37 protein-coding genes are annotated in these 19,842 nt (G+C 40.0%); 2 read left to right on the top strand and 35 right to left on the bottom strand.

Annotated features, from left to right (window positions below; genetic code table 11):
* Positions 1-6 precede the first annotated feature (6 nt).
* The 35 genes from FQ087_RS23130 to FQ087_RS18855 form a co-directional block, all read right to left on the bottom strand.
* Positions 7-135, bottom strand: a complete 129-nt coding sequence (locus FQ087_RS23130) for a hypothetical protein (RefSeq protein WP_255452441.1) — start codon at positions 133-135, stop codon at positions 7-9.
* 32 nt (positions 136-167) lie between these two features.
* Positions 168-482 (bottom strand): phage tail assembly chaperone G, encoded by a 315-nt coding sequence (gene gpG / locus FQ087_RS18705; protein WP_149582130.1) that lies wholly within the window; start codon positions 480-482, stop codon positions 168-170.
* A 77-nt stretch (positions 483-559) separates the two neighbouring features.
* Complete coding sequence (locus FQ087_RS18710; RefSeq protein WP_149582131.1) at positions 560-1,132, bottom strand: major tail protein; 573 nt, start codon at positions 1,130-1,132, stop codon at positions 560-562.
* Positions 1,133-1,380: 248 nt separating this feature from the next.
* A complete protein-coding gene (locus FQ087_RS18715; RefSeq protein ID WP_149582132.1) occupies positions 1,381-1,713 on the bottom strand; it encodes a hypothetical protein in 333 nt (110 codons plus the stop codon).
* Positions 1,710-2,072, bottom strand: a complete 363-nt coding sequence (locus FQ087_RS18720) for an HK97-gp10 family putative phage morphogenesis protein (protein ID WP_149582133.1) — start codon at positions 2,070-2,072, stop codon at positions 1,710-1,712. The genes FQ087_RS18715 and FQ087_RS18720 overlap by 4 nt, the downstream gene beginning before the upstream one ends.
* Positions 2,073-2,078: 6 nt before the next feature.
* The gene (locus tag FQ087_RS18725) at positions 2,079-2,384 is read right to left on the bottom strand and encodes a phage head closure protein (RefSeq protein ID WP_188006820.1); all 306 of its coding nucleotides are present in this window, start codon (positions 2,382-2,384) and stop codon (positions 2,079-2,081) included.
* The gene (locus FQ087_RS18730; protein ID WP_149582135.1) at positions 2,371-2,643 is read right to left on the bottom strand and encodes a head-tail connector protein; all 273 of its coding nucleotides are present in this window, start codon (positions 2,641-2,643) and stop codon (positions 2,371-2,373) included. Before FQ087_RS18730 ends, FQ087_RS18725 begins: the two co-directional genes overlap by 14 nt.
* A 15-nt stretch (positions 2,644-2,658) precedes the next feature.
* Entirely contained in the window at positions 2,659-3,882 is a 1,224-nt protein-coding gene (locus tag FQ087_RS18735) for a phage major capsid protein (protein ID WP_149582136.1), read from the bottom strand.
* Between the two features lie 14 nt (positions 3,883-3,896).
* Complete coding sequence (locus tag FQ087_RS18740) at positions 3,897-4,481, bottom strand: HK97 family phage prohead protease (RefSeq protein WP_149582137.1); 585 nt, start codon at positions 4,479-4,481, stop codon at positions 3,897-3,899.
* Positions 4,438-5,658, bottom strand: coding sequence for a phage portal protein (locus FQ087_RS18745; RefSeq protein WP_149582138.1), 1,221 nt, complete (start codon positions 5,656-5,658; stop codon positions 4,438-4,440). Before FQ087_RS18745 ends, FQ087_RS18740 begins: the two co-directional genes overlap by 44 nt.
* A gap of 12 nt (positions 5,659-5,670) precedes the next feature.
* Positions 5,671-7,356, bottom strand: coding sequence for a terminase large subunit (locus FQ087_RS18750; protein WP_149582139.1), 1,686 nt, complete (start codon positions 7,354-7,356; stop codon positions 5,671-5,673).
* Positions 7,349-7,717, bottom strand: a complete 369-nt coding sequence (locus FQ087_RS18755) for a hypothetical protein (RefSeq protein ID WP_149582140.1) — start codon at positions 7,715-7,717, stop codon at positions 7,349-7,351. The genes FQ087_RS18750 and FQ087_RS18755 overlap by 8 nt, the downstream gene beginning before the upstream one ends.
* 106 nt (positions 7,718-7,823) lie before the next feature.
* Positions 7,824-8,138 carry an HNH endonuclease gene (locus FQ087_RS18760; protein ID WP_149582141.1) on the bottom strand — a complete coding sequence of 105 codons (315 nt, stop codon included), beginning with the start codon at positions 8,136-8,138 and terminating at the stop codon, positions 7,824-7,826.
* Between the two features lie 789 nt (positions 8,139-8,927).
* Positions 8,928-9,470: a site-specific integrase gene (locus FQ087_RS18765; protein WP_149582142.1), complete on the bottom strand. Its 543-nt coding sequence runs from the start codon at positions 9,468-9,470 to the stop codon at positions 8,928-8,930.
* A complete protein-coding gene (locus FQ087_RS18770; RefSeq protein WP_370456090.1) occupies positions 9,467-9,913 on the bottom strand; it encodes an ArpU family phage packaging/lysis transcriptional regulator in 447 nt (148 codons plus the stop codon). Before FQ087_RS18770 ends, FQ087_RS18765 begins: the two co-directional genes overlap by 4 nt.
* A gap of 44 nt (positions 9,914-9,957) precedes the next feature.
* Positions 9,958-10,227: a hypothetical protein gene (locus tag FQ087_RS18775; protein WP_149582144.1), complete on the bottom strand. Its 270-nt coding sequence runs from the start codon at positions 10,225-10,227 to the stop codon at positions 9,958-9,960.
* 105 nt (positions 10,228-10,332) lie between these two features.
* Positions 10,333-10,506, bottom strand: coding sequence for a DUF3954 domain-containing protein (locus tag FQ087_RS18780; protein ID WP_149582145.1), 174 nt, complete (start codon positions 10,504-10,506; stop codon positions 10,333-10,335).
* Between the two features lie 22 nt (positions 10,507-10,528).
* Complete coding sequence (locus FQ087_RS18785; protein WP_149582146.1) at positions 10,529-10,780, bottom strand: hypothetical protein; 252 nt, start codon at positions 10,778-10,780, stop codon at positions 10,529-10,531.
* Between the two features lie 3 nt (positions 10,781-10,783).
* Positions 10,784-10,990, bottom strand: a complete 207-nt coding sequence (locus FQ087_RS18790) for an HNH endonuclease signature motif containing protein (RefSeq protein WP_149582147.1) — start codon at positions 10,988-10,990, stop codon at positions 10,784-10,786.
* Positions 10,991-11,000: 10 nt separating this feature from the next.
* Positions 11,001-11,102 (bottom strand): hypothetical protein, encoded by a 102-nt coding sequence (locus FQ087_RS23135; protein WP_255452445.1) that lies wholly within the window; start codon positions 11,100-11,102, stop codon positions 11,001-11,003.
* Between the two features lie 103 nt (positions 11,103-11,205).
* The gene (locus FQ087_RS18800; protein ID WP_149582148.1) at positions 11,206-11,793 is read right to left on the bottom strand and encodes a hypothetical protein; all 588 of its coding nucleotides are present in this window, start codon (positions 11,791-11,793) and stop codon (positions 11,206-11,208) included.
* A gap of 55 nt (positions 11,794-11,848) precedes the next feature.
* The gene (locus FQ087_RS18805; protein ID WP_149582149.1) at positions 11,849-12,118 is read right to left on the bottom strand and encodes a YopX family protein; all 270 of its coding nucleotides are present in this window, start codon (positions 12,116-12,118) and stop codon (positions 11,849-11,851) included.
* A 119-nt stretch (positions 12,119-12,237) separates the two neighbouring features.
* Positions 12,238-12,366 (bottom strand): hypothetical protein, encoded by a 129-nt coding sequence (locus FQ087_RS23140; protein WP_255452446.1) that lies wholly within the window; start codon positions 12,364-12,366, stop codon positions 12,238-12,240.
* Entirely contained in the window at positions 12,366-12,920 is a 555-nt protein-coding gene (locus tag FQ087_RS18810) for a dUTP diphosphatase (RefSeq protein WP_149582150.1), read from the bottom strand. Before FQ087_RS18810 ends, FQ087_RS23140 begins: the two co-directional genes overlap by 1 nt.
* Complete coding sequence (locus tag FQ087_RS18815) at positions 12,917-13,333, bottom strand: hypothetical protein (RefSeq protein ID WP_149582151.1); 417 nt, start codon at positions 13,331-13,333, stop codon at positions 12,917-12,919. The genes FQ087_RS18810 and FQ087_RS18815 overlap by 4 nt, the downstream gene beginning before the upstream one ends.
* Positions 13,330-13,701, bottom strand: a complete 372-nt coding sequence (locus FQ087_RS18820; RefSeq protein WP_149582152.1) for a hypothetical protein — start codon at positions 13,699-13,701, stop codon at positions 13,330-13,332. Before FQ087_RS18820 ends, FQ087_RS18815 begins: the two co-directional genes overlap by 4 nt.
* Positions 13,702-13,762: 61 nt before the next feature.
* Entirely contained in the window at positions 13,763-13,906 is a 144-nt protein-coding gene (locus FQ087_RS22595; RefSeq protein WP_188006821.1) for a hypothetical protein, read from the bottom strand.
* Positions 13,893-14,057: a hypothetical protein gene (locus FQ087_RS22600; RefSeq protein WP_188006822.1), complete on the bottom strand. Its 165-nt coding sequence runs from the start codon at positions 14,055-14,057 to the stop codon at positions 13,893-13,895. Before FQ087_RS22600 ends, FQ087_RS22595 begins: the two co-directional genes overlap by 14 nt.
* A gap of 21 nt (positions 14,058-14,078) precedes the next feature.
* Positions 14,079-14,981: an ATP-binding protein gene (locus tag FQ087_RS23145; RefSeq protein WP_370456098.1), complete on the bottom strand. Its 903-nt coding sequence runs from the start codon at positions 14,979-14,981 to the stop codon at positions 14,079-14,081.
* On the bottom strand, positions 14,887-15,765 hold the full coding sequence (locus FQ087_RS18830) for a conserved phage C-terminal domain-containing protein (RefSeq protein WP_149582154.1): 879 nt from the start codon (positions 15,763-15,765) through the stop codon (positions 14,887-14,889). The genes FQ087_RS23145 and FQ087_RS18830 overlap by 95 nt, the downstream gene beginning before the upstream one ends.
* A gap of 102 nt (positions 15,766-15,867) precedes the next feature.
* Positions 15,868-16,533, bottom strand: coding sequence for a Rha family transcriptional regulator (locus FQ087_RS18835; protein WP_149582155.1), 666 nt, complete (start codon positions 16,531-16,533; stop codon positions 15,868-15,870).
* A gap of 189 nt (positions 16,534-16,722) precedes the next feature.
* A complete protein-coding gene (locus tag FQ087_RS18845) occupies positions 16,723-16,929 on the bottom strand; it encodes a hypothetical protein (RefSeq protein ID WP_149582157.1) in 207 nt (68 codons plus the stop codon).
* 2 nt (positions 16,930-16,931) lie between these two features.
* On the bottom strand, positions 16,932-17,093 hold the full coding sequence (locus FQ087_RS23435; RefSeq protein ID WP_411197846.1) for a DUF6906 family protein: 162 nt from the start codon (positions 17,091-17,093) through the stop codon (positions 16,932-16,934).
* A 91-nt stretch (positions 17,094-17,184) separates the two neighbouring features.
* Positions 17,185-17,451: a group-specific protein gene (locus FQ087_RS18850; RefSeq protein WP_149582158.1), complete on the bottom strand. Its 267-nt coding sequence runs from the start codon at positions 17,449-17,451 to the stop codon at positions 17,185-17,187.
* A gap of 21 nt (positions 17,452-17,472) precedes the next feature.
* Positions 17,473-17,742 carry a helix-turn-helix domain-containing protein gene (locus tag FQ087_RS18855; RefSeq protein ID WP_255452447.1) on the bottom strand — a complete coding sequence of 90 codons (270 nt, stop codon included), beginning with the start codon at positions 17,740-17,742 and terminating at the stop codon, positions 17,473-17,475.
* A 153-nt stretch (positions 17,743-17,895) separates the two neighbouring features.
* Here FQ087_RS18855 and FQ087_RS18860 point away from each other — a divergent pair, with 153 nt between their 5' ends.
* On the top strand, positions 17,896-18,534 hold the full coding sequence (locus tag FQ087_RS18860) for a helix-turn-helix domain-containing protein (RefSeq protein WP_149582159.1): 639 nt from the start codon (positions 17,896-17,898) through the stop codon (positions 18,532-18,534).
* An 83-nt stretch (positions 18,535-18,617) separates the two neighbouring features.
* Positions 18,618-19,784 (top strand): tyrosine-type recombinase/integrase, encoded by a 1,167-nt coding sequence (locus tag FQ087_RS18865; RefSeq protein ID WP_149582160.1) that lies wholly within the window; start codon positions 18,618-18,620, stop codon positions 19,782-19,784.
* Positions 19,785-19,842: the final 58 nt, after the last annotated feature.

The raw sequence follows: 19,842 nt of genomic DNA on the forward strand, positions 1-19,842 counted from the left end.
ACCCCTTTACCATTGAACCTGGTCGGCATAGAGTTTTTTCTCTTGCTCTTCTTCATGCAATTCAAAGAAAAATAGGATGTCCATTTCGTCAATATCACGAAGTGACCATCCCGCATCCATTAAGTCTCTATACATTTTTTTAAAGTCTGAATAATTTTCTTCTGGAGTTATTTTTTTTTATCTTTATCGAAATCGTCACCGTCACCACGTTCTGCTGCAGGATTACCGCCAGCTTCATTCATTGCGTTCATAAGGGTAGGCATCAGTTTATCGACTGGTAGACCTTCGTAAAACTCGTCAATAGTGAACTGGCCATTAAAAATTTCGCACACGAAACCTACTAGCTCGTCCATTTCTACTTCGCCAATGTTGGTGAAATCCATACTTTTTTTAATCACTAGCAACTTCCTATACATACGAGATTTAATGAATGGCACCATGTAAATTTTTTCTTTCCCGTCCAATATTAATTCTATTTTCATATTCCATCATTCCTCCATTTTTTTTAAGTACTTAAATAGAAAGAGAGACGGTTTCCCATCTCTCTCGGTGCGTTTAATCAAGGTATCGGTGTAGGCGCGACGTATTCAGGTACTTTCGTAAACCAACTTGCAAGAGCGGCTTTATCAGCGTTCAGATCGTCTTCATCAAGCATTTTATTCTTTTTGCCATCTTCATTATTTACGCATGTCGCTTTAAGGGAAGTTGTCCCGTATTCAATACCATCACCTTTTGTTTTATAGCTTTCTTCTGGTGTGGAAAATTTGCTTTTAAAGTAACAAATGTGCTTATATTTTCCGTTTGCTTTCTTTGAACGGAACATTAGCGCAAAATAAGGAGGGTTATCGTCACCGGAACCAATAACCGCGCCATCCCCGTCTATCTCTTTCCCTAGAATTTCGGCATACAACGCGTTTGTTAGTCCTGTCACAGTCAATTCTAGATCTGTTTGGCCCTCTTGTGATTGTGTATCAACTACCATATCGTCAGCGTGCTGATTAGCGGTCTGAACGTTTGGAGTTGTTTTTAATTCTATTGACGGAGCTAGTTTTTTCGGCGTACCGTATGTCTTAGCTACCTCGTCATATAACGCAATGTGAAAACTATCTAATCCAGTTGTTGAAACTCCCATAATTAAATTCCTCCTAGTGTGTTTTAGTTTCTTGACTCTCGAATATTTTTATTAAAGAAAAGTGCCCATCCGTTTTTGTTGGCTTACTTATCTATTTGTGCCATTCTTCCTTTATGCCTTTTTCACTGCAATATTTTTTGTACTCTTTAAAGTGAGTAGGAAGGACCATCTGTGCCTTGGTAACTTTTATGCCGTATTCTTTTAATATCCACTCCGAAAAAGTCATTTCATGCCACACCCCTTTACTCCTAATTATTCATAACTTCATAGTAAAATCTAAATACTTTATGGAAAACTTTTGTGTCATCTTCGTAAGATTCCGTTCCCGAGTTTCTTGTAAACCCTGCATCAGTCATCAGCTTTCTCACCTGTTTTACCAAGTCCGCATAATTCCCTTTTGACCAAATATCAACTTGAATTGAGCGTCGTTCAGTCTGTTCGGCATCTTCCGCAAATGAAGTACCCATTTCGTTGTATTCAAAAAATGTAATATAAGTAGTTTGGGTGCCTGTATAAACTTGAAAAACTGCGGGAACACCAGTCGGTTTCAACGTCTGGATAATTAAACTATTTAAACTCATAAGCCTAATCCCCTCCGAATCGCATCTGCCATGATTCGTTCGATATTCGTTTTCTCACGCTCAAATGTTGGGCGCATGAACGGGCGAGCACTCATCTTACTTGTCCCGAATTCCACAAAATGAGCACGGAATGCAGGGCCTTGTTGTGATGGTCCAATCTGAATCACACCGTCCACAACTTCCCCCTTTATGATGCTCTCTTTCAATTTCCCGGTCCTGACTGGTACAGCGTCGTATATAGCTTGTCGCAAGTGTTCGCCCGATTCGGTGAGCGCATCTTCTTTAATGTTTGTTGCATCCGCCAATTCTGCTAATCTGGCTTGAAGTTCCGCTAGTCCATCCATTACTAATCTAGCCATATTCAATCACCGTCGTTTCTGACTTGTACATACAAGTTCAATAAATTCACCTTTGTCGTATGTTCGAATAATTGTATATTCCTTGGCTTTATATCGCAGGGATTCTTCTGATTCATAATCAACAGAACGAATGATAAACATGACCTCTAATGCGTATCCCTCTTGTGATGCTTGATAAAATTCAGATGAACGTACTCCTTTCCGATTCGCGAATATATTGAATCGTTCAGTAGTTACAACCGCCGGGAATCCATCGGCATCTGTACCTTCTATTTCTTTAATTAAATCAATAACGTCATTAAATCGGCTCACGGAAATCACCTGCCAAACTTAAATTCATTTTCAACATGTCATAAGAGTTTTGAAATCTGTCCGCTTCTGGATTGTCATATCCAAAGTTAGCTTTGCAATAAGTGATAAGCGCTCGTTTGATCAACGGATTTGTTGTATCGGCAAAATAAATACCGGAAAGTCTCAAATCAGACTCGCCGGCATCTATTAAATCTTGAATCTCATAATCAAAAACTGCAGAAGATATACGTAACGTTTTTTTGACGTCTTCAAGCATCATTATTCACCGCCAATTTTATGCTTTTTTCTTGAGGACCACCAATGAATTAACATCGACCACTTTACCGTCCACGACCATGATAGCTTTTGTTACTAGATCATCGGTCTCGTTATCTTCGTACTTCTTGACACCCATTTGATAGTTTGTATTCAAAATATAATCTTTGAAGTTGAATAGGAATGCAAACGATTTCCCTGCAGCAAGAGTTGCTGAGAAACTATCGATATAGTTTACAAGCACAACAGGACGCCCCAAGAGAACACGCTCTGGCTTACCGCTGATGCCGTAATTCACACGACCAATAGGTTGTTTGTTAGCATCAACCATTCCCGCAAACGCCATAAACGTCTTCTTAGTCATACACCATACTGCATCCGACTCGTATTCTAGCGGGAGCGCTGTTTCCGCATCAATTAATGTGTCGTAACCGATAGCTGCCACATCGAGCGCTTGTCCTGCCACCGGAGTTTCTGTCAGGATACCTTTAGGTTGACCTGTACCCGAACCGTTAATGATAGACTGCTCAATCGCCTTAGTCATTGCTTCCACTACGTTGTTAATAAGAGTAGATTCGAACACTGGCAATGCCATTGTATCGACTTCAAGTGACACAGCAACCGCACAACGTAGCTTGTGGTAGTTAAACGTCAAACTGCCAGTTGTTTTCTTCTGCTTGTCGCTTCCGGCACCTTCTGCCACCCATGTTGCTACAGGCTTAACTGATGATGTCGGGATAGTCACGCCACCTTTAAGAGCTGTACGCGTGACGAGTGGTAGGATCATTCCTACAGATTCAATTTTCTCGATGATTTTTTGTAAAACCGTTTGTGGAATCACAGAGCCTATATCAGTCGTTTTAGTAAGTGCGTTTGCACGAACTTCATTAGAAATCGCTTCGCCTTTTAGTACATAATTCATAAAAGCACTACGGTATTCAAGTGAATCCGTGCCTTGATCTCGTTCTTCAGGTTGCGTATTAAACGTTTGAAGAGTGCGAGACTCGACCGTTCCAGCTTCAATTGCTGTTGCTTGTGCAATTAATGACGAACGCTTTTCTATTTCCTCTGCTTTTTCATTTAATTCGCGAAGTTCGTCTTCGAAAGCTTTCATTTCTTCCATATTAGGTGGCGTATCACTACCCAATAGCTTGCGGATTTCTGTTTTCCGCGCTTCGATTTGCTCAATCGATTTCCCTGCGAAAAACTGGATGTTCAATTTTAAAAATTCTTGTTTTGTCATTTATTGTTTCCTCCTCATAGGTATGTTTCTAATATCAATTTTTGTCGCAATTCCATAGAATCTTGTTCATCTGCGTATTGCTTCATAGGATCATAACCTCGTGCGCTTACTTCAGAATCCGGATATGCAGGGAATGCCACAGCACTTACTTCCAAAAGTTTCGCCTGAACAACAGTCCGAACAATATTGTCTTCGTCTGATTCATCCATTTCTTGTTTACGCATCTGGAATCCGAACGATACACCGTCTACATCGCCTCTTTTGATGGATTCGTAAGTATCATTTCCAAGCGTGGTATTCGGCAAATCCAATTCAAAACGCAACCCAATTTCATCCTCACTCAGTCTCAATGTATTATTTTTGGTACGTCCAAGAACCTTAGATGTGTCGTGCGACCATAAAAAACGTTGATCTTCGTTATCTAGCGTTTCTGTGAAAGCTCCTTTTTTAAATTGCTCCCTAAACCTCCGAAAATACCCCATAATCTCAGATTTCAATTCCCATTTCACTGCATATCCAGAAATGGTTCGCATACCGTCGTCATCCTCACGAAGTTCAATCTTTTGCGTTGTCAGTTCCCTTTTTTCCGTTTTGTCCAAGCTTTTTCACCTCCTTCCGGCGGGCTTCATCTTCTACTAATGCTGTATCAAGGCGTCTAATTGGCTTGTTTCCACCCTCGATTGGCGACAACCCAAGTTCAGCACGCCACTCATTCGGAGTCATTGCACCTCTATCTACAAGCTGCACAAGTTCTAATTTCGTTTGCATGGACGAATGTTGTAAACTAGACATTCCAAACGAGATACTATCACCCTGCATACGTTTCTTTTTGTTAAATATGGCCTTGGTATAAACGCCGCTCATTTGCATGGCCACGGGTTCTATTTCGGCTTCGTAATACGCTACCCATTGATCTTCCGTGTAATCGGATTGAATGATTTTTGTGTTTGTATTAAAAAAGCTATATACCCGCTGAACCATCGTGTTAAAGATGTGTTCGTTGGGAATATAGCTTTCTGGTTTAACTTGTTGTAATTCATATCGGGGATCAGCAGCAGCCGCACCACCCTCGTTATTTAGACTCAAATAACTGTCGCTAAAATCTTTCACAGCTGATTTGACGTCGTCCGGTTTCAGTACCGATGCAAACTTCAATATCCACTTGACCACCGCGCTATTTTTGACGGCTTTAACGACTCCTTGGTCTATTGTGTTAACAACTTCCATTAACGATGCAAGGGCTTCCTGCGGACTGTCTCCGAATATATCATCCTCGTTAAAATCACTCCGCAAATGAATAATGTCCGTGTATGGATATACTTTTTGATTCCCATTGCGAAAATAAAACTTCATGAATATGTCGCCAGTTGGTGATTCTAACAATTCCACGCTATTGCAAACCAGCGGATATATTTCGATCGCGTTGCCTAATTCATCTCGCTTAACCCAGGCGAACGCATTGTTATTCAAAGCAAGCTGATTGGCCAACTTTTCTTGCATGACTTGTCCAGTCATTAAAGGATTTGGTTCTTCTAACAGAAAACGAATATTCACTTCTGGATTAACCTTGAAATCATTCGTGGTTTGTTGAATGTGCTTGGCTACTAATTTGCCAATTGCTTTCGCTTTTGGCCGAATACATGCCCGGACAATATCACTTTTGTACATATTATTACCAAACGAGTAGAATCCGTCGCCCATATCAGTGATCATTTTGTAAGTTGTGACGCTTTTGTTACCGTCTGTTTTGCCAAATAACCGTTCGAACAGGTTCAATTTTTCACCTCCCTAAATCATATTCTTGTATTCTTCATATTTATCCTCGAAGATGACATACGCATCTAGCATTGCCGCAAGACCATCGATTCGTTTTCGTTGATTCTTCCCTTTAACGGGTTGAATATTATCGTTTTTGTCAATTTCTACACTTGTATTCGACAGACACCATTTCGTTATCGGATTGTTTCCGTAATTTATACGTTTAGCTGACAAATCCGCGCCTAAATTCCTCATAGGTGATGAGAGTGTTTTTTTACCTTGAATAACAGGTATAGTAGATTCTTTCCCAAAATTATTTTGTAAATCCTCCACAAAGTAATCGGCGGACCACGAGTCATATCCGAGCCACGGAATATACACCCCGTATTCATCACGCATCTCGACAAACCACTCGACCACGAACTTGTAATGAACTTTGTTGCCTGGCGTCGTCCGTAGAAACTCCATGTCCATCCACTTGTCGTAGGGGATGTGGTCTTCTTTCGTTCGTTGTTCGAGTAAATCTTCCGGCAACCAATACATGTGCTTCGCGTATATCGTGTCATCCTCTGGTAGTTGGAACAGAATACATGCAGCAGTTAAATCGACGGAGCTTGATAAGTCTGCGCCTCCAACTGCATAGTTCGGTTTTAATATTTCTAAGTCAAATGTAGCTTGATTATTAATCTGTTCAAAAGTCAGCCATGCTTCATCGGATGTTTCACGGATATTAAAATCCTTCGTTAATAAGTTTTTCACTAACAAAGGATTCGCTTTAGCTTTATTTACTTTTGTTTGCAACTGATCAAGTTTTTTAATACTACCTAGGCCGGGGTTGGATTTCTTCCACATCGATTCATCCGTCCACTCTTTTCTATCGTCTAGTTCATAGATGATAGGTAGGAAGCGGTCATCTATATATCCGCTTGGATCGTCAAACCCGTTCAGTAACAGTTCTGCTTCTTCGTATTTCATATCGTATACCGATTCACGAATAGTTCCGGCTGTCGTAATCATGAAAATTAAAGGTTGTTCGCGCGAAGATGTACCATCCACAATTACATCGTACAGATTTTTGTCTTTCCAAGCATGGATTTCATCCATCATAGCCCCGTGGACGTTGAGTCCATCGAGTGTTTCGGAGTCAGATCCGAGCGGCTTGAAGCTACTGTCGTTGAAGTCTGCTCTTAATTCGCTGACTAGTGGTTTAATCCGCTTTCTTAACGTTGGGGATTTCTGCACCATCCGTTTTGCATCTAGCCACACCAATTTAGCTTGATCGCGTTTAGTGGCAACCGCGTACACTTCTGCACCAGGTTCACCATCAGCGATTTGTAGATATAAACCGATGCCAGAAGCAATAGTAGACTTTCCGTTTTTACGAGCAACGATCAATAAGACTTCTCTGTATTGTCGCGTCTCGTCTAATTTGTGAATAAAACCGAATGCTGCAGCAGTGAAAGCTTTTTGCCACAACTCTAATTCAATCGGCTTTCCGCCCCATTTACCTTTCGAATGTTTGCAGAAGTTTTCGATGAATTCCAGTGCATGATTCGCTCGCTTGCAACTGTATTCATATTCCCTTGAGTCATCGTAAATATCATCCACGAGTTTTTTGTATATCTTGCGAACCTTAATTGATACGACTTCTTCACCTGACACTATACTATTGTAGTAATCAATTATTGGATTATAAGCTAATGGATATCTAATCACGACTATTCACGAAATCATCAAATCCGTCATTATCATCTTTCGGTGGCTCTTTCGGCAATAAATCTGACAACTGCTTGATTATGGATTGGTAGTTTTTATTCATTGTGTTGTACAAACGAGCGACAGGCCTTTCTCGTTCGTATGGTTCTGTTTTTTCAGATTGACTAAACATCTCGACAAATCCATTTTCGTCTAAATCATTTTCCATGTTTTCAAGCGTGATGCGCATGAATGCCGCACGTCGCGTCAACCCATCAACCACCGCTTTTTTATCAGCTTGCAATTCCTTGTAATTCTTTTTAAGTCTTCGTTCTTCCTTCGTAACTCTTTCATCCTTAGTCAATTCTTTCTTAGTTGCCAAATTTATCACCTCATTCCATTTTGAATTTGGGGAGGGGGGTCACGTGAGAGACCTGCGTGTTCACTGAACCTCCCCCTCCGGTCCCCAGAGGTTTTTTCCTCATTTTTTACATGGGGGGGCTCCCGCTCTCCACAAGATTCCCATCTGAATCAAACGACAAGCCTTCTCTCACTACTGCCACTTTCCCAAAGTGTTCATTGTTGTGACACGTCTGACATAAGTATTCAAGGTTGTCGTGATTGAGTGTGACGCTTGGATTGTTTACATTCGATGAATTGATATAGATTTTATGATGAACGATTAGTCCTGGCATTTCGCATCGTTCACATAAACCAAATACAGATTGGATATATGATGTGCGACATCTTCGCCATGCTGCTGATTTGTATAATCGTTTAGCTTCTGTTGTATGTTCAAGCATTTAATCACTCCTGTTAACATAGCTACATAACGGAGTAGCGAACCGAGATGGTGATCACTTCCTTTCAGTGAATGGCAATACTAGAATTAATAACCATAACGTCGAAAGAAACGGATGACTATAGATAACCTCTATAGCTTCTGTCATGCGCTCACCACCTTTTATGTATTAAAAAAGCACTCACGAAAGGTTTCCACGCCTCACGTAAATGCTTTCATTCATATCGAGGATTCACGCGCTGCACTCACATATTTTGTATAAGCCTTAACTGTAGCTTACCGAGTGCGCCTGACGTTCGTCCTATTAAGTTTGACTGTCAATCAGTCAATGCCGCAGTCTTTGCATCGTATGGTTACGACACATGTAAGTGAGTATGGAGGAAGGCTCCAATGGCTGTAGTCGCCTGTTTTCTTTTCATCTCACAATACAATTATCGCACGTCTATCACTAAATGCTCTGCCATAATACTGCCACAATCCTGCCAAGTTTTATAGAATCATTTGAATAATTTCTGCAGCTTATTGGTGGTCCAGAAGCAAAGCTCCCATATTCCCGTTCTTCCTACGATAACGATTACCAATCTTCTTATACGATTCATTTGGAAAGATAGCGTATCGGTCTGTTTCATATAAAAGCGCCCCTTTCAGTTACCCATATCTTAAATACTGTCAAACTCGTGAAACTGCTGAATCCATTGATACACATGATTTATGCCTAATTCCTCAAAATGAGTTATACATCCCTTATTTGAAGGTAATTGATACAAGCAAAAAAGAAAAACCTTAAAGGTCATATTCTGAATCCCTTCATGGCTTTGTCCATTTCGTCCTGGTCAATACCTATATAACCTAACGTTACTTTTGGGTCCGAGTGGTTAAATATCTTCTGTAATATGGCAATGTTTTTGTATTGTTTGTAAAAATGGTAGCCGAATGTCTTGCGTAACGTGTGGGTCCCAATGTCATCCAAATCAACATGAGCTGCAGCATCCCTTAGTATCTTGTAGGCCATGCTACGTCCAATTGCTTTGTTAACACCTTCTCGGCTTTGAAACAAGAATTCATGAGGTTCTTTTCCTTCAACATATTCTTTCAGTTCTTTCCTTAAGTTTGGAGTCATTTCTATACGCTTTTTCTTATCTGTTTTCATTTCTACCAAATTAAAGTATGCTCTCTCTGTATCACTAACACGTAATTGAAGAATATCGGATATTCTCAAACCGCTGTTTATGCCAGTCACGAACAACATATAATTCCGATGGCTTTTCTCCCTTAAGAAACGTTTAATTTCACGGATTAATTCTGGATCTCTTATCGGCTGTACAAAGTTCATTGAACGGCTACCTCCTCCTTATATACTTCCACTTTGAGAGCAAAGGCCAATTTGTAAAAGGCACGTGATTTTAATCTAAAGTAATTTCGTTCAGACATGTTCAATTCTCCATACGTTTGATAATCAAACATTTCATCATCTTGTAAATAACGTTGGACAATTATTGATCTCTCATCGCGTGGCAACCGATTTACTGCGCCGGCAATCCATTCGATAAATCGTTTCCGTTCTGATTCATAGTCCACATTTGCGATAGCGGATGATTCTGTTGACGAGCCTGGTAGTCCACCTGTATTAAGGACTAGCGTGTAAGCTGCTGTTATGGATGGCAGTCTATCTAAACTTGTTTGGAGTAGGTACATTCTGTATTTTCCCAGCAACGATTCCACGGATTCCCTTGTTTCTTTACGGTCAATCTCAGGTAAAATGAATTGCATTTGCATGGACATTTCCTCCCTTTCGCATATATGAATCTATTCGCGTCACCTCAACGAATTATTTTTCGGACCATGTGATGCGGCTTGCGATTTATAACCTGGTGCGACATCTTCTGTCTACTGAAATCGCGACGATGATGTTGACGAGTAACTACCTTCTTTTCTTCTTCGAGTTGATACCACTTGATTACGACTTTTTTTAACCACTTCCAATTTCTCTCTACCCATTCCCCAATTACTCGCCGTAACCTAGCGAAAGCCCGCTTGAACCCTTCACCAATTTTTATAAGCAAATCATATGTTTCTTGATTGATTTCCATCGTCTTTTCCTCCTTTTCGAAAATGAAAAAAGACGCCAAATCAAGACTTGTCCGAATTAACATCCGGTTTTGTCTTAATTCAGCGTCCTGGGGTATCCAGTAACACTATATTTTTTTAGTGTAATGAAAATCAATGTGAGAAGGCTTGCCTTGCTGCCACGTGACCGTTTGCTTTCCGTATCCGTTTGGCGGTCCTTCTATTGTTTCTATCTTACCATCTTTCACAATATATACTGCATTTATATGCAAATTAATTTCCTCTACATTTATTTCAGGCATCCCGATACCTCCTGCCAATTTATCATTGAGCTGCAAACGGAACTATTTTTACCATCCCATTAAATACCGCGATTATTTCGTCTTTTATCGAAGCACTTATATATATGTGGTCATATCCATTAAGTTTAAAATCTATGAATTTCGAAAACTGAGTCGGTGTATGACCACTAGTTATTCGTAGCCAATGAAAGCCCTGACTAAGCGAACAAATTATTAATTCGGGAACAAAACCATCTTCTGTCGTCAAGAAATCTCCTAAAGTCATTTGATCCATTGTTCATTCACCCTTCTTATATGGCTGTAGCAGTTCATTTAGATTTCTACCGTTCAAAACAGACAGTATTCTTCGTGAAACGAGAACCAAGTTATTAAGTTCACAATTACATTGGTTACCATCTCCAAAGATAACTACATGCCCATTTGGGATTGGCCCATATGCGTTTTTCCAAATCAACCGCTGCTTTTCCTCTACCTCCTTCGCCATTATTTGCCCCCTATTCGTTGTGTCGGTTCAATATCACGTTAACCGCTTCAATGAGCTGTGTCTTATTCATTTTGGTGTAGTTCTTTACTTTGTGATTTTTACAAATGTGCATCAATTCTTTTCAGGTCCATTTATCCGCGGCTGGGATCTCGATGATAACCGGTTCTCTATGCATCAACCTCACCCTTTCCTTCACCTTATGGTCGTACTGTGAATTAAGCAGTTTCCAAATCCTTTTGTTCCAGTTGTTCAATAACCATTTGCAAACCTACCCAATATCCAATTAGTCGGTGTGGCATCTTCTTCCCAAAGTCCCAAACGCATTCCATATTATCTGAATCTGCCGATGTATTTAGATACACATTCAATAGCCATGCACGATACGATTCCATTGACGAGCCTTCTTCAATAGCTGACAAGATCCCCTCATAGATTTCTTGTCCATCTTCTAATTCATTCAATTCGTATTCTTCCCAGTGTTCTTTCAGTTCCTTTTTTGCTAGTTTCTCGTCAAAGTCCCAACGTTCTTCACAAAATGCAGAGAGTTTACTGGTGAAGTAATGAAGCTCAAAGTCCTGAATATTTTTCAATGTTGCTGCACAAGTAAGTGAATATACTGCTTCGCCAATATCACCAGAAATAAATACATTGTTACCAGAGAGAACATATTTGGTGCGATACATATTTGTACCTGGTTCTCCCCAAGTAATTACTTGTAAACCTTCCTCGCCTTTTATTTCAGCGACATGGTCCTTAAACCAATGACTACGGATTTCCTCTTTTACTCTCTCAATTTGATCCAATATAATTCCCCTTTCTTGTTAAACATTTTGTGTCTGATCTCAAACGTACCGTTGATCAGACTAAATCTGGATTTTCGTAAATATTGCCGACGACTTCTAAATCGTCTAAGTGCAAATCATCTATTTTCCATTCCATTTCGTAATGGGTATCTTCAAATATGAATCTACCTTTATTACACTCGTATTTAATCACCATAGGAGGTTCATCTAATCCTAGGTAGATAATATCTCCCTCATAAATCTCCACACCGTTCTTATCTTCCAGTCCTGTGTATTGCATCAGAAAAGAATAATAGCCATCTTCTTCGTGACCGTTCAACAACATTTCTTTCAAATCGCCAGCATGTATTAAATCATCCTAATCAAGCATTATCTGATTTTCTTTACCGAAAACCCTAAATTTAATCTCTCTCATTGTTCTTCCTCCTCAACCGTATGTGTCAACTATTCAGCAAGCCGCCTATGATATTCTGCCAACAACTTAACGTCATCCATTGCCCGAAATGCCGACTCATTCCATCCCGTCCACACGATGAGCAGCGTTATGATTTGCTCGCGTTCGTGATCAAGCATTAGTATCCGGTATCCTGACGTGTATGATTGATTGCGTTTTTGTCGAAGTAGGCTTGTTCGATTTGATTCCATGTGAAGCCCATATCTTCACCTAGACCAACGAAACAACTAAAACCTTCATGGAGTGTTTCTTGTAAATCTTCTAAACTGATCGATGCTGCAGTTTCCGGATCCATCAACACATCCAGACTAGATACAGTGCTAAACACTCTATTAAACGTTTGCGTGATAGTTGGTTGTGTGTAATCGCACGTAACAACAAAATCATCTGGATTGATTTTCAAGTACATCGCTATGCTGATGAAAAAATGAACGCAATCAACATATTCTTCTAGGAGCGGATTTCCGTGTGCAATCGGGTTACTAACCCTAACAATCGGCTCATTCTTCTCACTCCAAAACTTAAATCCACGCCATTCATTCGCACATTCACCAAGTTCAACCTGTAACGCAAGAATCTTCTCAGGAAGCAGGTTGTGTCCTTGTAACCCCTTATCTTCCACAATTCGTTTATCCAGTACCTTTTGCATTTCGAATAATTTAGTAAGATTCATTTAATCGATTCCTCCTTTTTGAAGTTCCCGCTTAACCCGTTATCCTTTTTCCATTTAACAAGTCTTCTTGAACCTACTCTGAAAAATTTAACGATTGCACGGTCATTCATATTTGCGACTTTCATTTTTCGATATAATTCAATGGTCAACGTATCAAATGACACGTGTTCTTCGGACTTCCGAAGATTTTCAATCCAAATGCCGCTATCATCTTTTCTAACGGGTGTTAACTCGTATAGGTGAATTCCTAGTTGTCTAATTTTCACAGCTGCTTCGCATCCACAATTTGATTTTGCGGCAGAGTGATTCCTGTCGCCATTTATGCAGAAATCACAACGCTCAGCATCCAACCTATCAATTTTCGCCAATACCGCTAGACGCGATTTACGCAATTCGCGTTTACACATTGTCATTTTGATTCACCATCCTCAAAACTGATGAATGATTCGTCAGGGTAAATTCCTTCTATTTTTCCATGTTGATACAATTCATCCACGTTTACCATCCCACCGCGATAAGGTACGCCCGAAGACGGCCGCATCACTGTTATTGGACCATCGTCTGTCATTAGGATGTCATTGTGTTTAAACTCCCCGACCTCACGCCCGCACAGCCGTCCATTCTTCAGTCCAAGCCAATAAGACAACCCCAGTATCAATCCTCCACCAATGATTAATAGGAGTGCTTCTCCTAGTGTTATTTGAGTCATTCCACAATCACCTTCCATCCCCGTTTTTTCATCCAAGTCAATTCTGCGTTCCCGAATCGATCGTACAGCCACACTTTCTCACCCCTACCATCCACATGCTCGATACGATAGAGTAAATGCCAAGATGGTTGGTTCATTCCCTGACTGCTCGCTTTACGGCTAGTAAACTACGCAATGAATAATAGTCCATTTCATTTAACGGCTCGTCATTTCGTCCGTTAGTAACCTTTAAAGCAACAAGTTGCTCAATGATATATTTCCTTTCAACTTTTTTCATATACGATCGGCCCCTTTCGATTTGCCCAATAGCGTTCAGCCATTAGGATCTTTTCTTCGAGTTCAACCATTTCGCGCTTTAGCTTGTCCGCATCATATTTTTCAGTTGATTGGACCAGATAGAAACCCGGTCCATGAATCCATTTAGGCATATCTATCACCTCCTAGTAGTTTTATCGGAACAGCAATTTTTCTAATTCTGCATTTTCGCTTTCAGCTTCTTGATCCCTTACCGATTCTTCCGGCATGTAAATTTCAATAGACATTTTCTTAACTCGGCTTTTTAAACGACCGTCCTTGTAGATGTCCCCAAGGTTTTCGATTGTTTTGTTAGAAGTGAACAGTGTTGTTTTTTTATGTTCCAATCGATAATCAGTGATGTCATAGAAAATTCTTTCAGCAAAATCAGAAGGCTTTTCAACAGCTAAGTCATCAACAACCAGCACTTCTACTTCACGAAACAAGCGAATGATATCACTTTCCGTTGTATCTGTATCACCATTGAATGTTTTTTTGATTTGAGACAGTAGATCATTTGCTTTCAAGAAAGCTATATCAACGTCGTACATCTTAACGAGCGCATTTGCGATACTAGATGCCAGTCTCGTTTTACCAGACCCCTTGATATCGCTATACAGATATAAACCTTTACCGTGCTCTTTCATGGCTGGATAGTTCTCAACGAACTTGATAGCTGCCTTTTTCGCTATCGTTGCTGTATCGCGATTGTCTTGGGTCTTGTACTTACCGACGTCGTAAGAATGCACCGTTGCATTGCTGAAAATCGGTGGAATACCTGACAAATCTAGTTTTTTATCAATCTCACGCTGTTTAATGAGTTGTTCGTAGCACTTACAATGTTCCCACCATTCAGCACGTATCAATTTACCGTCCTCGTCGATTTCATCCTTTTTATTCTGACGAGACCAATCTTTAATCCATAACCACCCTTTTCCGTCACACTTTTGATAAGGGCAGTTTTCAGATGGTGTTGTTAGTATCTCGATTGGATTGGATGCCAGCGATTCTCTTACGGCGTTCATTCGTTTCGCTAATACGGGATTGTCCTTCATCATCCTTTGGATCACTTCGCTTAGTGGTACTAGTGGCTTCACTGCTTGTCCCTCCTTTTTCATTTAGATAACCCTCAAACTTATTACCGAATAATGTCTCTGGACGAAGGAACGACTCCCATTTGGTAACACCAAGCCATTGCGATGATTTGTTGTCTATCACCTTTTTAAAATCATCAAGATGAAAACCTTCATTCATCCGAGCTTTAATTAGTGATTGCGTTTTTTTTCCATTCGCTCGGTAATTCGTTTTTGCTTTATCATTTAGGTAACTAACAATTTCTTGAAATGGATGAGAAGGAACGTTAGTGACGTTATCTATTAATGTAGTAGTCTCTGTTGTAGTCTCTGTTGTATTCTCTGTAGTAATCTCTGTTAAAGATTCCGACAGATTGTCAGAATGGATACCTACACTTTGTTCGAATGGAATCTGACAAAATGTCAGAATGGATTCTACAAATTTGTCATAATCCAATTTGTAGTGAACAGTCGGTGCGCCATTCGCTTTTTTTAATTTCGTTTCAACTATGCCGATGTTTTTTAATTTGTTGATGGAATATCTAACCTGTCTTTCCGTCAAACAAATTTCTTCGTCCCACTCTTTATATGTTTTGTAGAAAAAACCGTCTTTTCTTTTCGATTTATCGGAATAAAACACGATTTGATTTAATAAGATAGCAGTAGTCAAGTCCCCGGCATACTGGACATATAACCTGGGAACAGTAAAAACGTTATCTTGACCACTTACACGTTTGAGAAGCTCTCTAATTGCTTGATAATTACTCAAATTGAAAACTCCTTTCCGACTTGCATTGCTAGGGGCCCTTATGTAAAGTGATAGTAAGTGTATTTTAAGAGCCCCACCGAACTCGCTGCTCTAACAGCGGGTTTATTTTTGTTTCGGTATCCATGCTTCGACATAGCGAATAGCTGACTGGAGATCTTGACGTTTCACATCTTTGTATGAAGTGACAGCAAAACGGTCTTTGATTTCACGATGCAATTCACTAAATAAACGTTTTCGAATTTCTACATCTTTTTCGACTTCATAAACCCTTGAAGCTATCCCTCTTTGTAGCCTTCGTTGTTCGCCATGATCCAGTGTAATTTGGTTTTCAACTTTCTCCTTCAATTCTGCAACATCACCTTTCAAGACTTCGACATCTCCCGATGTTTCTAGGCTCAATCTCATAGATGCTTTCAATTGTTCTGACGGGCTTAACAATTTAGGTGCATTCAACGCTTTTTCCATTTCCTCGAAGCGCGTCACATAAGCAGCGGTAAATAGTACACCTTTTTGGCCAATCATTTTATTCGCCACCATGTCACACCCTCTTCTGGATAACAAGAAGGAAGGTCTAATCTCCTTTTTGGCATCCTGGTATGTGTAAGGGATAAAGAAATCCGACGAGCGCAACCCTGCGCTGGTTAAAATACCGGTGTATCCGCGGATCGTTCGCAACAATTCTTTATGTTGTTGATCTACCATTTCTGCAACGTCACGGCTTTCAGTTACGAATTGACCTTCATGCGAAATTACTTTTAGTGTGTTCATTCGTCATCCTCCAATCTAGTAATAGATATTGCATTCCTGCTATTTTTACGTGCTGCTATACGCTTCTTGTAAGTCGGTGTTGTACGAAAACGAATCGTTTTAACTGTGACTTTTAAGTGGTCGGCGCATTCTTTGGCTGTTCCGACGCAAAGGAACTTATCACCTTTATACACGGCGTATTCTGCGAGTTTACGCATCAGGTTTTTGAATAAGGCTCATCCCTTGTGACTTAACCAACTCCAAAGATTGTTCTTCTGAGAATCCTTGCTTCATCAAACTTTGAAAGTAGCTGTAGTTTACTTCCGCTATCAATGGTAAACAACGGATAGCGGGGTCTATTTCCCTTCTAAGCTCATCAGCTTGTGACTGAAAGAGTATTTTTTCGGCTTCACTCATTTTCATTTCCACCTCTCATTTCTAATTTGCCTAGCTTGTCCTAAATAACGATGCATCACCGTCCAAGTCCATTCGTCCACTTTGACCAACAACCAGTCATCAACGTTTGCTAAGACTGACTGAGCGTGATTACGTTGAACTCTAGTAAACTTGCGGCCTTTCATTTTGACCCACTCGATTCACCTAAAAACCACATGCCGGTTAACACTACTACCGCGACTATTACAAAGAGACTGAACATGCCCCAGTCGGTGTTCATTGGGCTTGTCTCCCTAGCCAAACGATTAAAAACTCATTGGTAGCTTTAGCAGGAAAATACCATTTACCGCCGACTTTCGCTTTTGGGAAATCTTCGTCGTGGAAGAAAGTATCTTGAATTGTCCCCCAACTCATGCACGTTCTGCGTCTTAACTCTTTCGTATCCCAAAAAGTGTACAAGTGTTCAAGCTCCACCATCTTATTTTTCAGTTCATTTTGGATGATGGAATTTAGTTGAGTTTCGTCTACATTTACAGAAATCATAGTTGCTCCCCCCAGTCTGTACTACTTCACACATCCAGTTTCCACCTCGTTAACTTTCGTAGAACGTAAGTTTACGCTAAAAAAAATATCAGTTCCTTCTTGCGGAGTTAGTTGCAAAGTTTGATAGATTGCAGATATCAACGCATGACCAGGCATGTATAACCCGTTGAGCAGATTGCTTATAGTATGTGGTGTAACGCCAACAGCCTCCGCAAAAGCTTTCTTACTTTTAAATCCGCAAAGAACGATTTTAGATTCTAGGAGAGGCGCGTTGATTCGTGTTTTATTCATTGTTTTCACACCCTTTCGTATTGCGTAAGTTAAATATAGCATTCTAAAAAATAGATTGCAAGCATAATACGAAAGTTTATTTAGATAACACGAATAATTACTTTCACTTTACGTAAGTTGATGTTACACTGTTAATGAAAGGAGATTAAAAAAATGGATTTTGGCAAAAGGTTAAAAGATGCGAGGTTGAAGCGCGGATATACTCTGTTAGAAGTAGGAGAACGACTCGGGCGTACCGAGGCTACAGTCCAGCGTTACGAAAGTGGTAACATCAAAAACTTGAAAGCCGACACTATTCAAGAACTCGCGGATGTATACCGAGTGTCACCCGCGTATTTAATGGGGTGGGATGTAAAAGGTAAAGAAAATATGTTATCCGAGTACAGTTATTACCCAGTAACTGTTGCTGCTGGATTGCCTAACGGAATAGACGGCATGATAGAGTCGGATGTGGAAAGTATTACACTCCCTGATTCAATAATGGGTAAATATGCAGGTGATCAAGATATCTATATGATGCGGGTTAACGGGGACTCCATGAATAACGTCATACCTAACAAGTCATTGATCGCATTAAAGAAAATAGAGATCTCACAATTAAAAGACGGGGATATCGTAGTATATAGCCACGAATACGATTACTCGGTAAAAAGAATCATCATAGCTGACGACAGATTAATATTTAGACCAGATTCATCAGATAACCGTTTCGCAGACAATGTTTTATCTCGAAATGATTCAAATTTGAAAATCCACGGAAAAGTAGTCGTATACATCGTAGAGCTTGATTGATCTCCCGGCCGGAATATCAATAAAGATTCAGAGTAGCTCATATGCTGCTCTTTTCTTGTATCTATGAAAGGAAGTATTCAAACATGGCGACATATAGAAAATTAAAAAGTGGACGGTGGCAAGCAAGGGTTTCAAAAGATGGCGAAGAATTCAGCATCGGCACTTTCCGCACGAAGAAGGAAGCTGAAATTGAAGCAGCTAAAGTTGAAGAACGGATTTATTACGGACAAACTCTGAATGACAGAAATATGTTAATGGACGAGGTTGTTGATGAGTGGCTTAATGAACACAAAAAAGCGAACGTCAAAGAATCCACATTCGAACAGTTAGAAGTGATTGCACGATTGCATATCCTGCCCTACTTTGGCAACAAGCGGATCATGCTCATCAAACGTGCTGATGTTAAGAAGTGGGTTAAGCAATACGTAGATATGATGGACGAGAATGGAAACAAGAAATACGCGTATGACACTGTGGTGAAATATTTATCGACGATGAAGAGTATACTGCACTACGCCGTCCATGAATTAGAAGTTTTAGAAAAGAACCCATCAGACCGTTTAAAAGTTCCAGCACAAGATTCTGTAGCGCTTAAACAGGATTTGAAGTATTACAGTCTTGACGAGCTAAACGCGTTGCTCGACTATATGAAGGAATACAAACACCAACGCTATCAAGAATATCAACTTTACTACATGCTTATGTATTTTTTGAGTCAAACGGGTTTACGGATCAGTGAATCATTAGCGTTGAAATGGAGTGATATTGAAGAAGGGAAAGTAACCGTGGAACGTCAGACACGCCGGAACTATGCTAACGAGGTGAAAATAACAACGCTTAAAAACACATCATCGTACAGGACATTAGGGCTGAATGATGAATTGGTTCGCGAATTAAAGAAGTTTAAACTAAAACAAAACGAAATGATCCTAGGAAATAAAAGCTTTCAAAAAAACGTTGACGGGATTATATTTCAGAACTACTTAGGCAACTATCTAACACCTTCCACAGTTCGTGATTCAATCCGTGATTACTGCAAAAAAGCCGGAGTGGATTATAAAGGCACTCACGGATTCAGACACACACACGCAGTTCTTTTATTAGAATCTGGAGCAAGTATTAAGTTTGTTGCCGACCGATTAGGTCATAAAACAACAAAAACAACCACCGATACTTACTTGGATATCACAGAAAAAATAGAAGAAGACGAACTTAAAAAGTTCGCCTCCTACACTACAAGGAAAATCTGAATCGGCACGAAATCGGCACGAATGATTTTCCTTGTTCTATATACATCGCTTAAACGTT

It is taken from the genome of Sporosarcina sp. ANT_H38, assembly GCF_008369195.1.
GTDB lineage: Bacteria > Bacillota > Bacilli > Bacillales_A > Planococcaceae > Sporosarcina.

Coding starts and splice junctions, on each gene's coding strand:
- FQ087_RS23130 (WP_255452441.1), bottom strand. CDS start 135: ATGTATAGAGACTTAATGGATGCGGGATGGTCACTTCGTGATATTGAC.
- gpG (WP_149582130.1), bottom strand. CDS start 482: ATGAAAATAGAATTAATATTGGACGGGAAAGAAAAAATTTACATGGTG.
- FQ087_RS18710 (WP_149582131.1), bottom strand. CDS start 1,132: ATGGGAGTTTCAACAACTGGATTAGATAGTTTTCACATTGCGTTATAT.
- FQ087_RS18715 (WP_149582132.1), bottom strand. CDS start 1,713: ATGAGTTTAAATAGTTTAATTATCCAGACGTTGAAACCGACTGGTGTT.
- FQ087_RS18720 (WP_149582133.1), bottom strand. CDS start 2,072: ATGGCTAGATTAGTAATGGATGGACTAGCGGAACTTCAAGCCAGATTA.
- FQ087_RS18730 (WP_149582135.1), bottom strand. CDS start 2,643: ATGATGCTTGAAGACGTCAAAAAAACGTTACGTATATCTTCTGCAGTT.
- FQ087_RS18735 (WP_149582136.1), bottom strand. CDS start 3,882: ATGACAAAACAAGAATTTTTAAAATTGAACATCCAGTTTTTCGCAGGG.
- FQ087_RS18760 (WP_149582141.1), bottom strand. CDS start 8,138: ATGCTTGAACATACAACAGAAGCTAAACGATTATACAAATCAGCAGCA.
- FQ087_RS18765 (WP_149582142.1), bottom strand. CDS start 9,470: ATGAACTTTGTACAGCCGATAAGAGATCCAGAATTAATCCGTGAAATT.
- FQ087_RS18770 (WP_370456090.1), bottom strand. CDS start 9,913: ATGCAAATGCAATTCATTTTACCTGAGATTGACCGTAAAGAAACAAGG.
- FQ087_RS18775 (WP_149582144.1), bottom strand. CDS start 10,227: ATGGAAATCAATCAAGAAACATATGATTTGCTTATAAAAATTGGTGAA.
- FQ087_RS18780 (WP_149582145.1), bottom strand. CDS start 10,506: ATGCCTGAAATAAATGTAGAGGAAATTAATTTGCATATAAATGCAGTA.
- FQ087_RS18785 (WP_149582146.1), bottom strand. CDS start 10,780: ATGGATCAAATGACTTTAGGAGATTTCTTGACGACAGAAGATGGTTTT.
- FQ087_RS18790 (WP_149582147.1), bottom strand. CDS start 10,990: ATGGCGAAGGAGGTAGAGGAAAAGCAGCGGTTGATTTGGAAAAACGCA.
- FQ087_RS23135 (WP_255452445.1), bottom strand. CDS start 11,102: ATGCACATTTGTAAAAATCACAAAGTAAAGAACTACACCAAAATGAAT.
- FQ087_RS18805 (WP_149582149.1), bottom strand. CDS start 12,118: ATGTTGTTGAACGGTCACGAAGAAGATGGCTATTATTCTTTTCTGATG.
- FQ087_RS23140 (WP_255452446.1), bottom strand. CDS start 12,366: ATGCTTGATCACGAACGCGAGCAAATCATAACGCTGCTCATCGTGTGG.
- FQ087_RS18810 (WP_149582150.1), bottom strand. CDS start 12,920: ATGAATCTTACTAAATTATTCGAAATGCAAAAGGTACTGGATAAACGA.
- FQ087_RS18815 (WP_149582151.1), bottom strand. CDS start 13,333: ATGACAATGTGTAAACGCGAATTGCGTAAATCGCGTCTAGCGGTATTG.
- FQ087_RS22595 (WP_188006821.1), bottom strand. CDS start 13,906: ATGAAAAAAGTTGAAAGGAAATATATCATTGAGCAACTTGTTGCTTTA.
- FQ087_RS22600 (WP_188006822.1), bottom strand. CDS start 14,057: ATGCCTAAATGGATTCATGGACCGGGTTTCTATCTGGTCCAATCAACT.
- FQ087_RS23145 (WP_370456098.1), bottom strand. CDS start 14,981: ATGATGAAGGACAATCCCGTATTAGCGAAACGAATGAACGCCGTAAGA.
- FQ087_RS18835 (WP_149582155.1), bottom strand. CDS start 16,533: ATGAACACACTAAAAGTAATTTCGCATGAAGGTCAATTCGTAACTGAA.
- FQ087_RS18845 (WP_149582157.1), bottom strand. CDS start 16,929: ATGAGTGAAGCCGAAAAAATACTCTTTCAGTCACAAGCTGATGAGCTT.
- FQ087_RS23435 (WP_411197846.1), bottom strand. CDS start 17,093: ATGAAAGGCCGCAAGTTTACTAGAGTTCAACGTAATCACGCTCAGTCA.
- FQ087_RS18850 (WP_149582158.1), bottom strand. CDS start 17,451: ATGATTTCTGTAAATGTAGACGAAACTCAACTAAATTCCATCATCCAA.
- FQ087_RS18855 (WP_255452447.1), bottom strand. CDS start 17,742: ATGAATAAAACACGAATCAACGCGCCTCTCCTAGAATCTAAAATCGTT.
- FQ087_RS18860 (WP_149582159.1), top strand. CDS start 17,896: ATGGATTTTGGCAAAAGGTTAAAAGATGCGAGGTTGAAGCGCGGATAT.
- FQ087_RS18865 (WP_149582160.1), top strand. CDS start 18,618: ATGGCGACATATAGAAAATTAAAAAGTGGACGGTGGCAAGCAAGGGTT.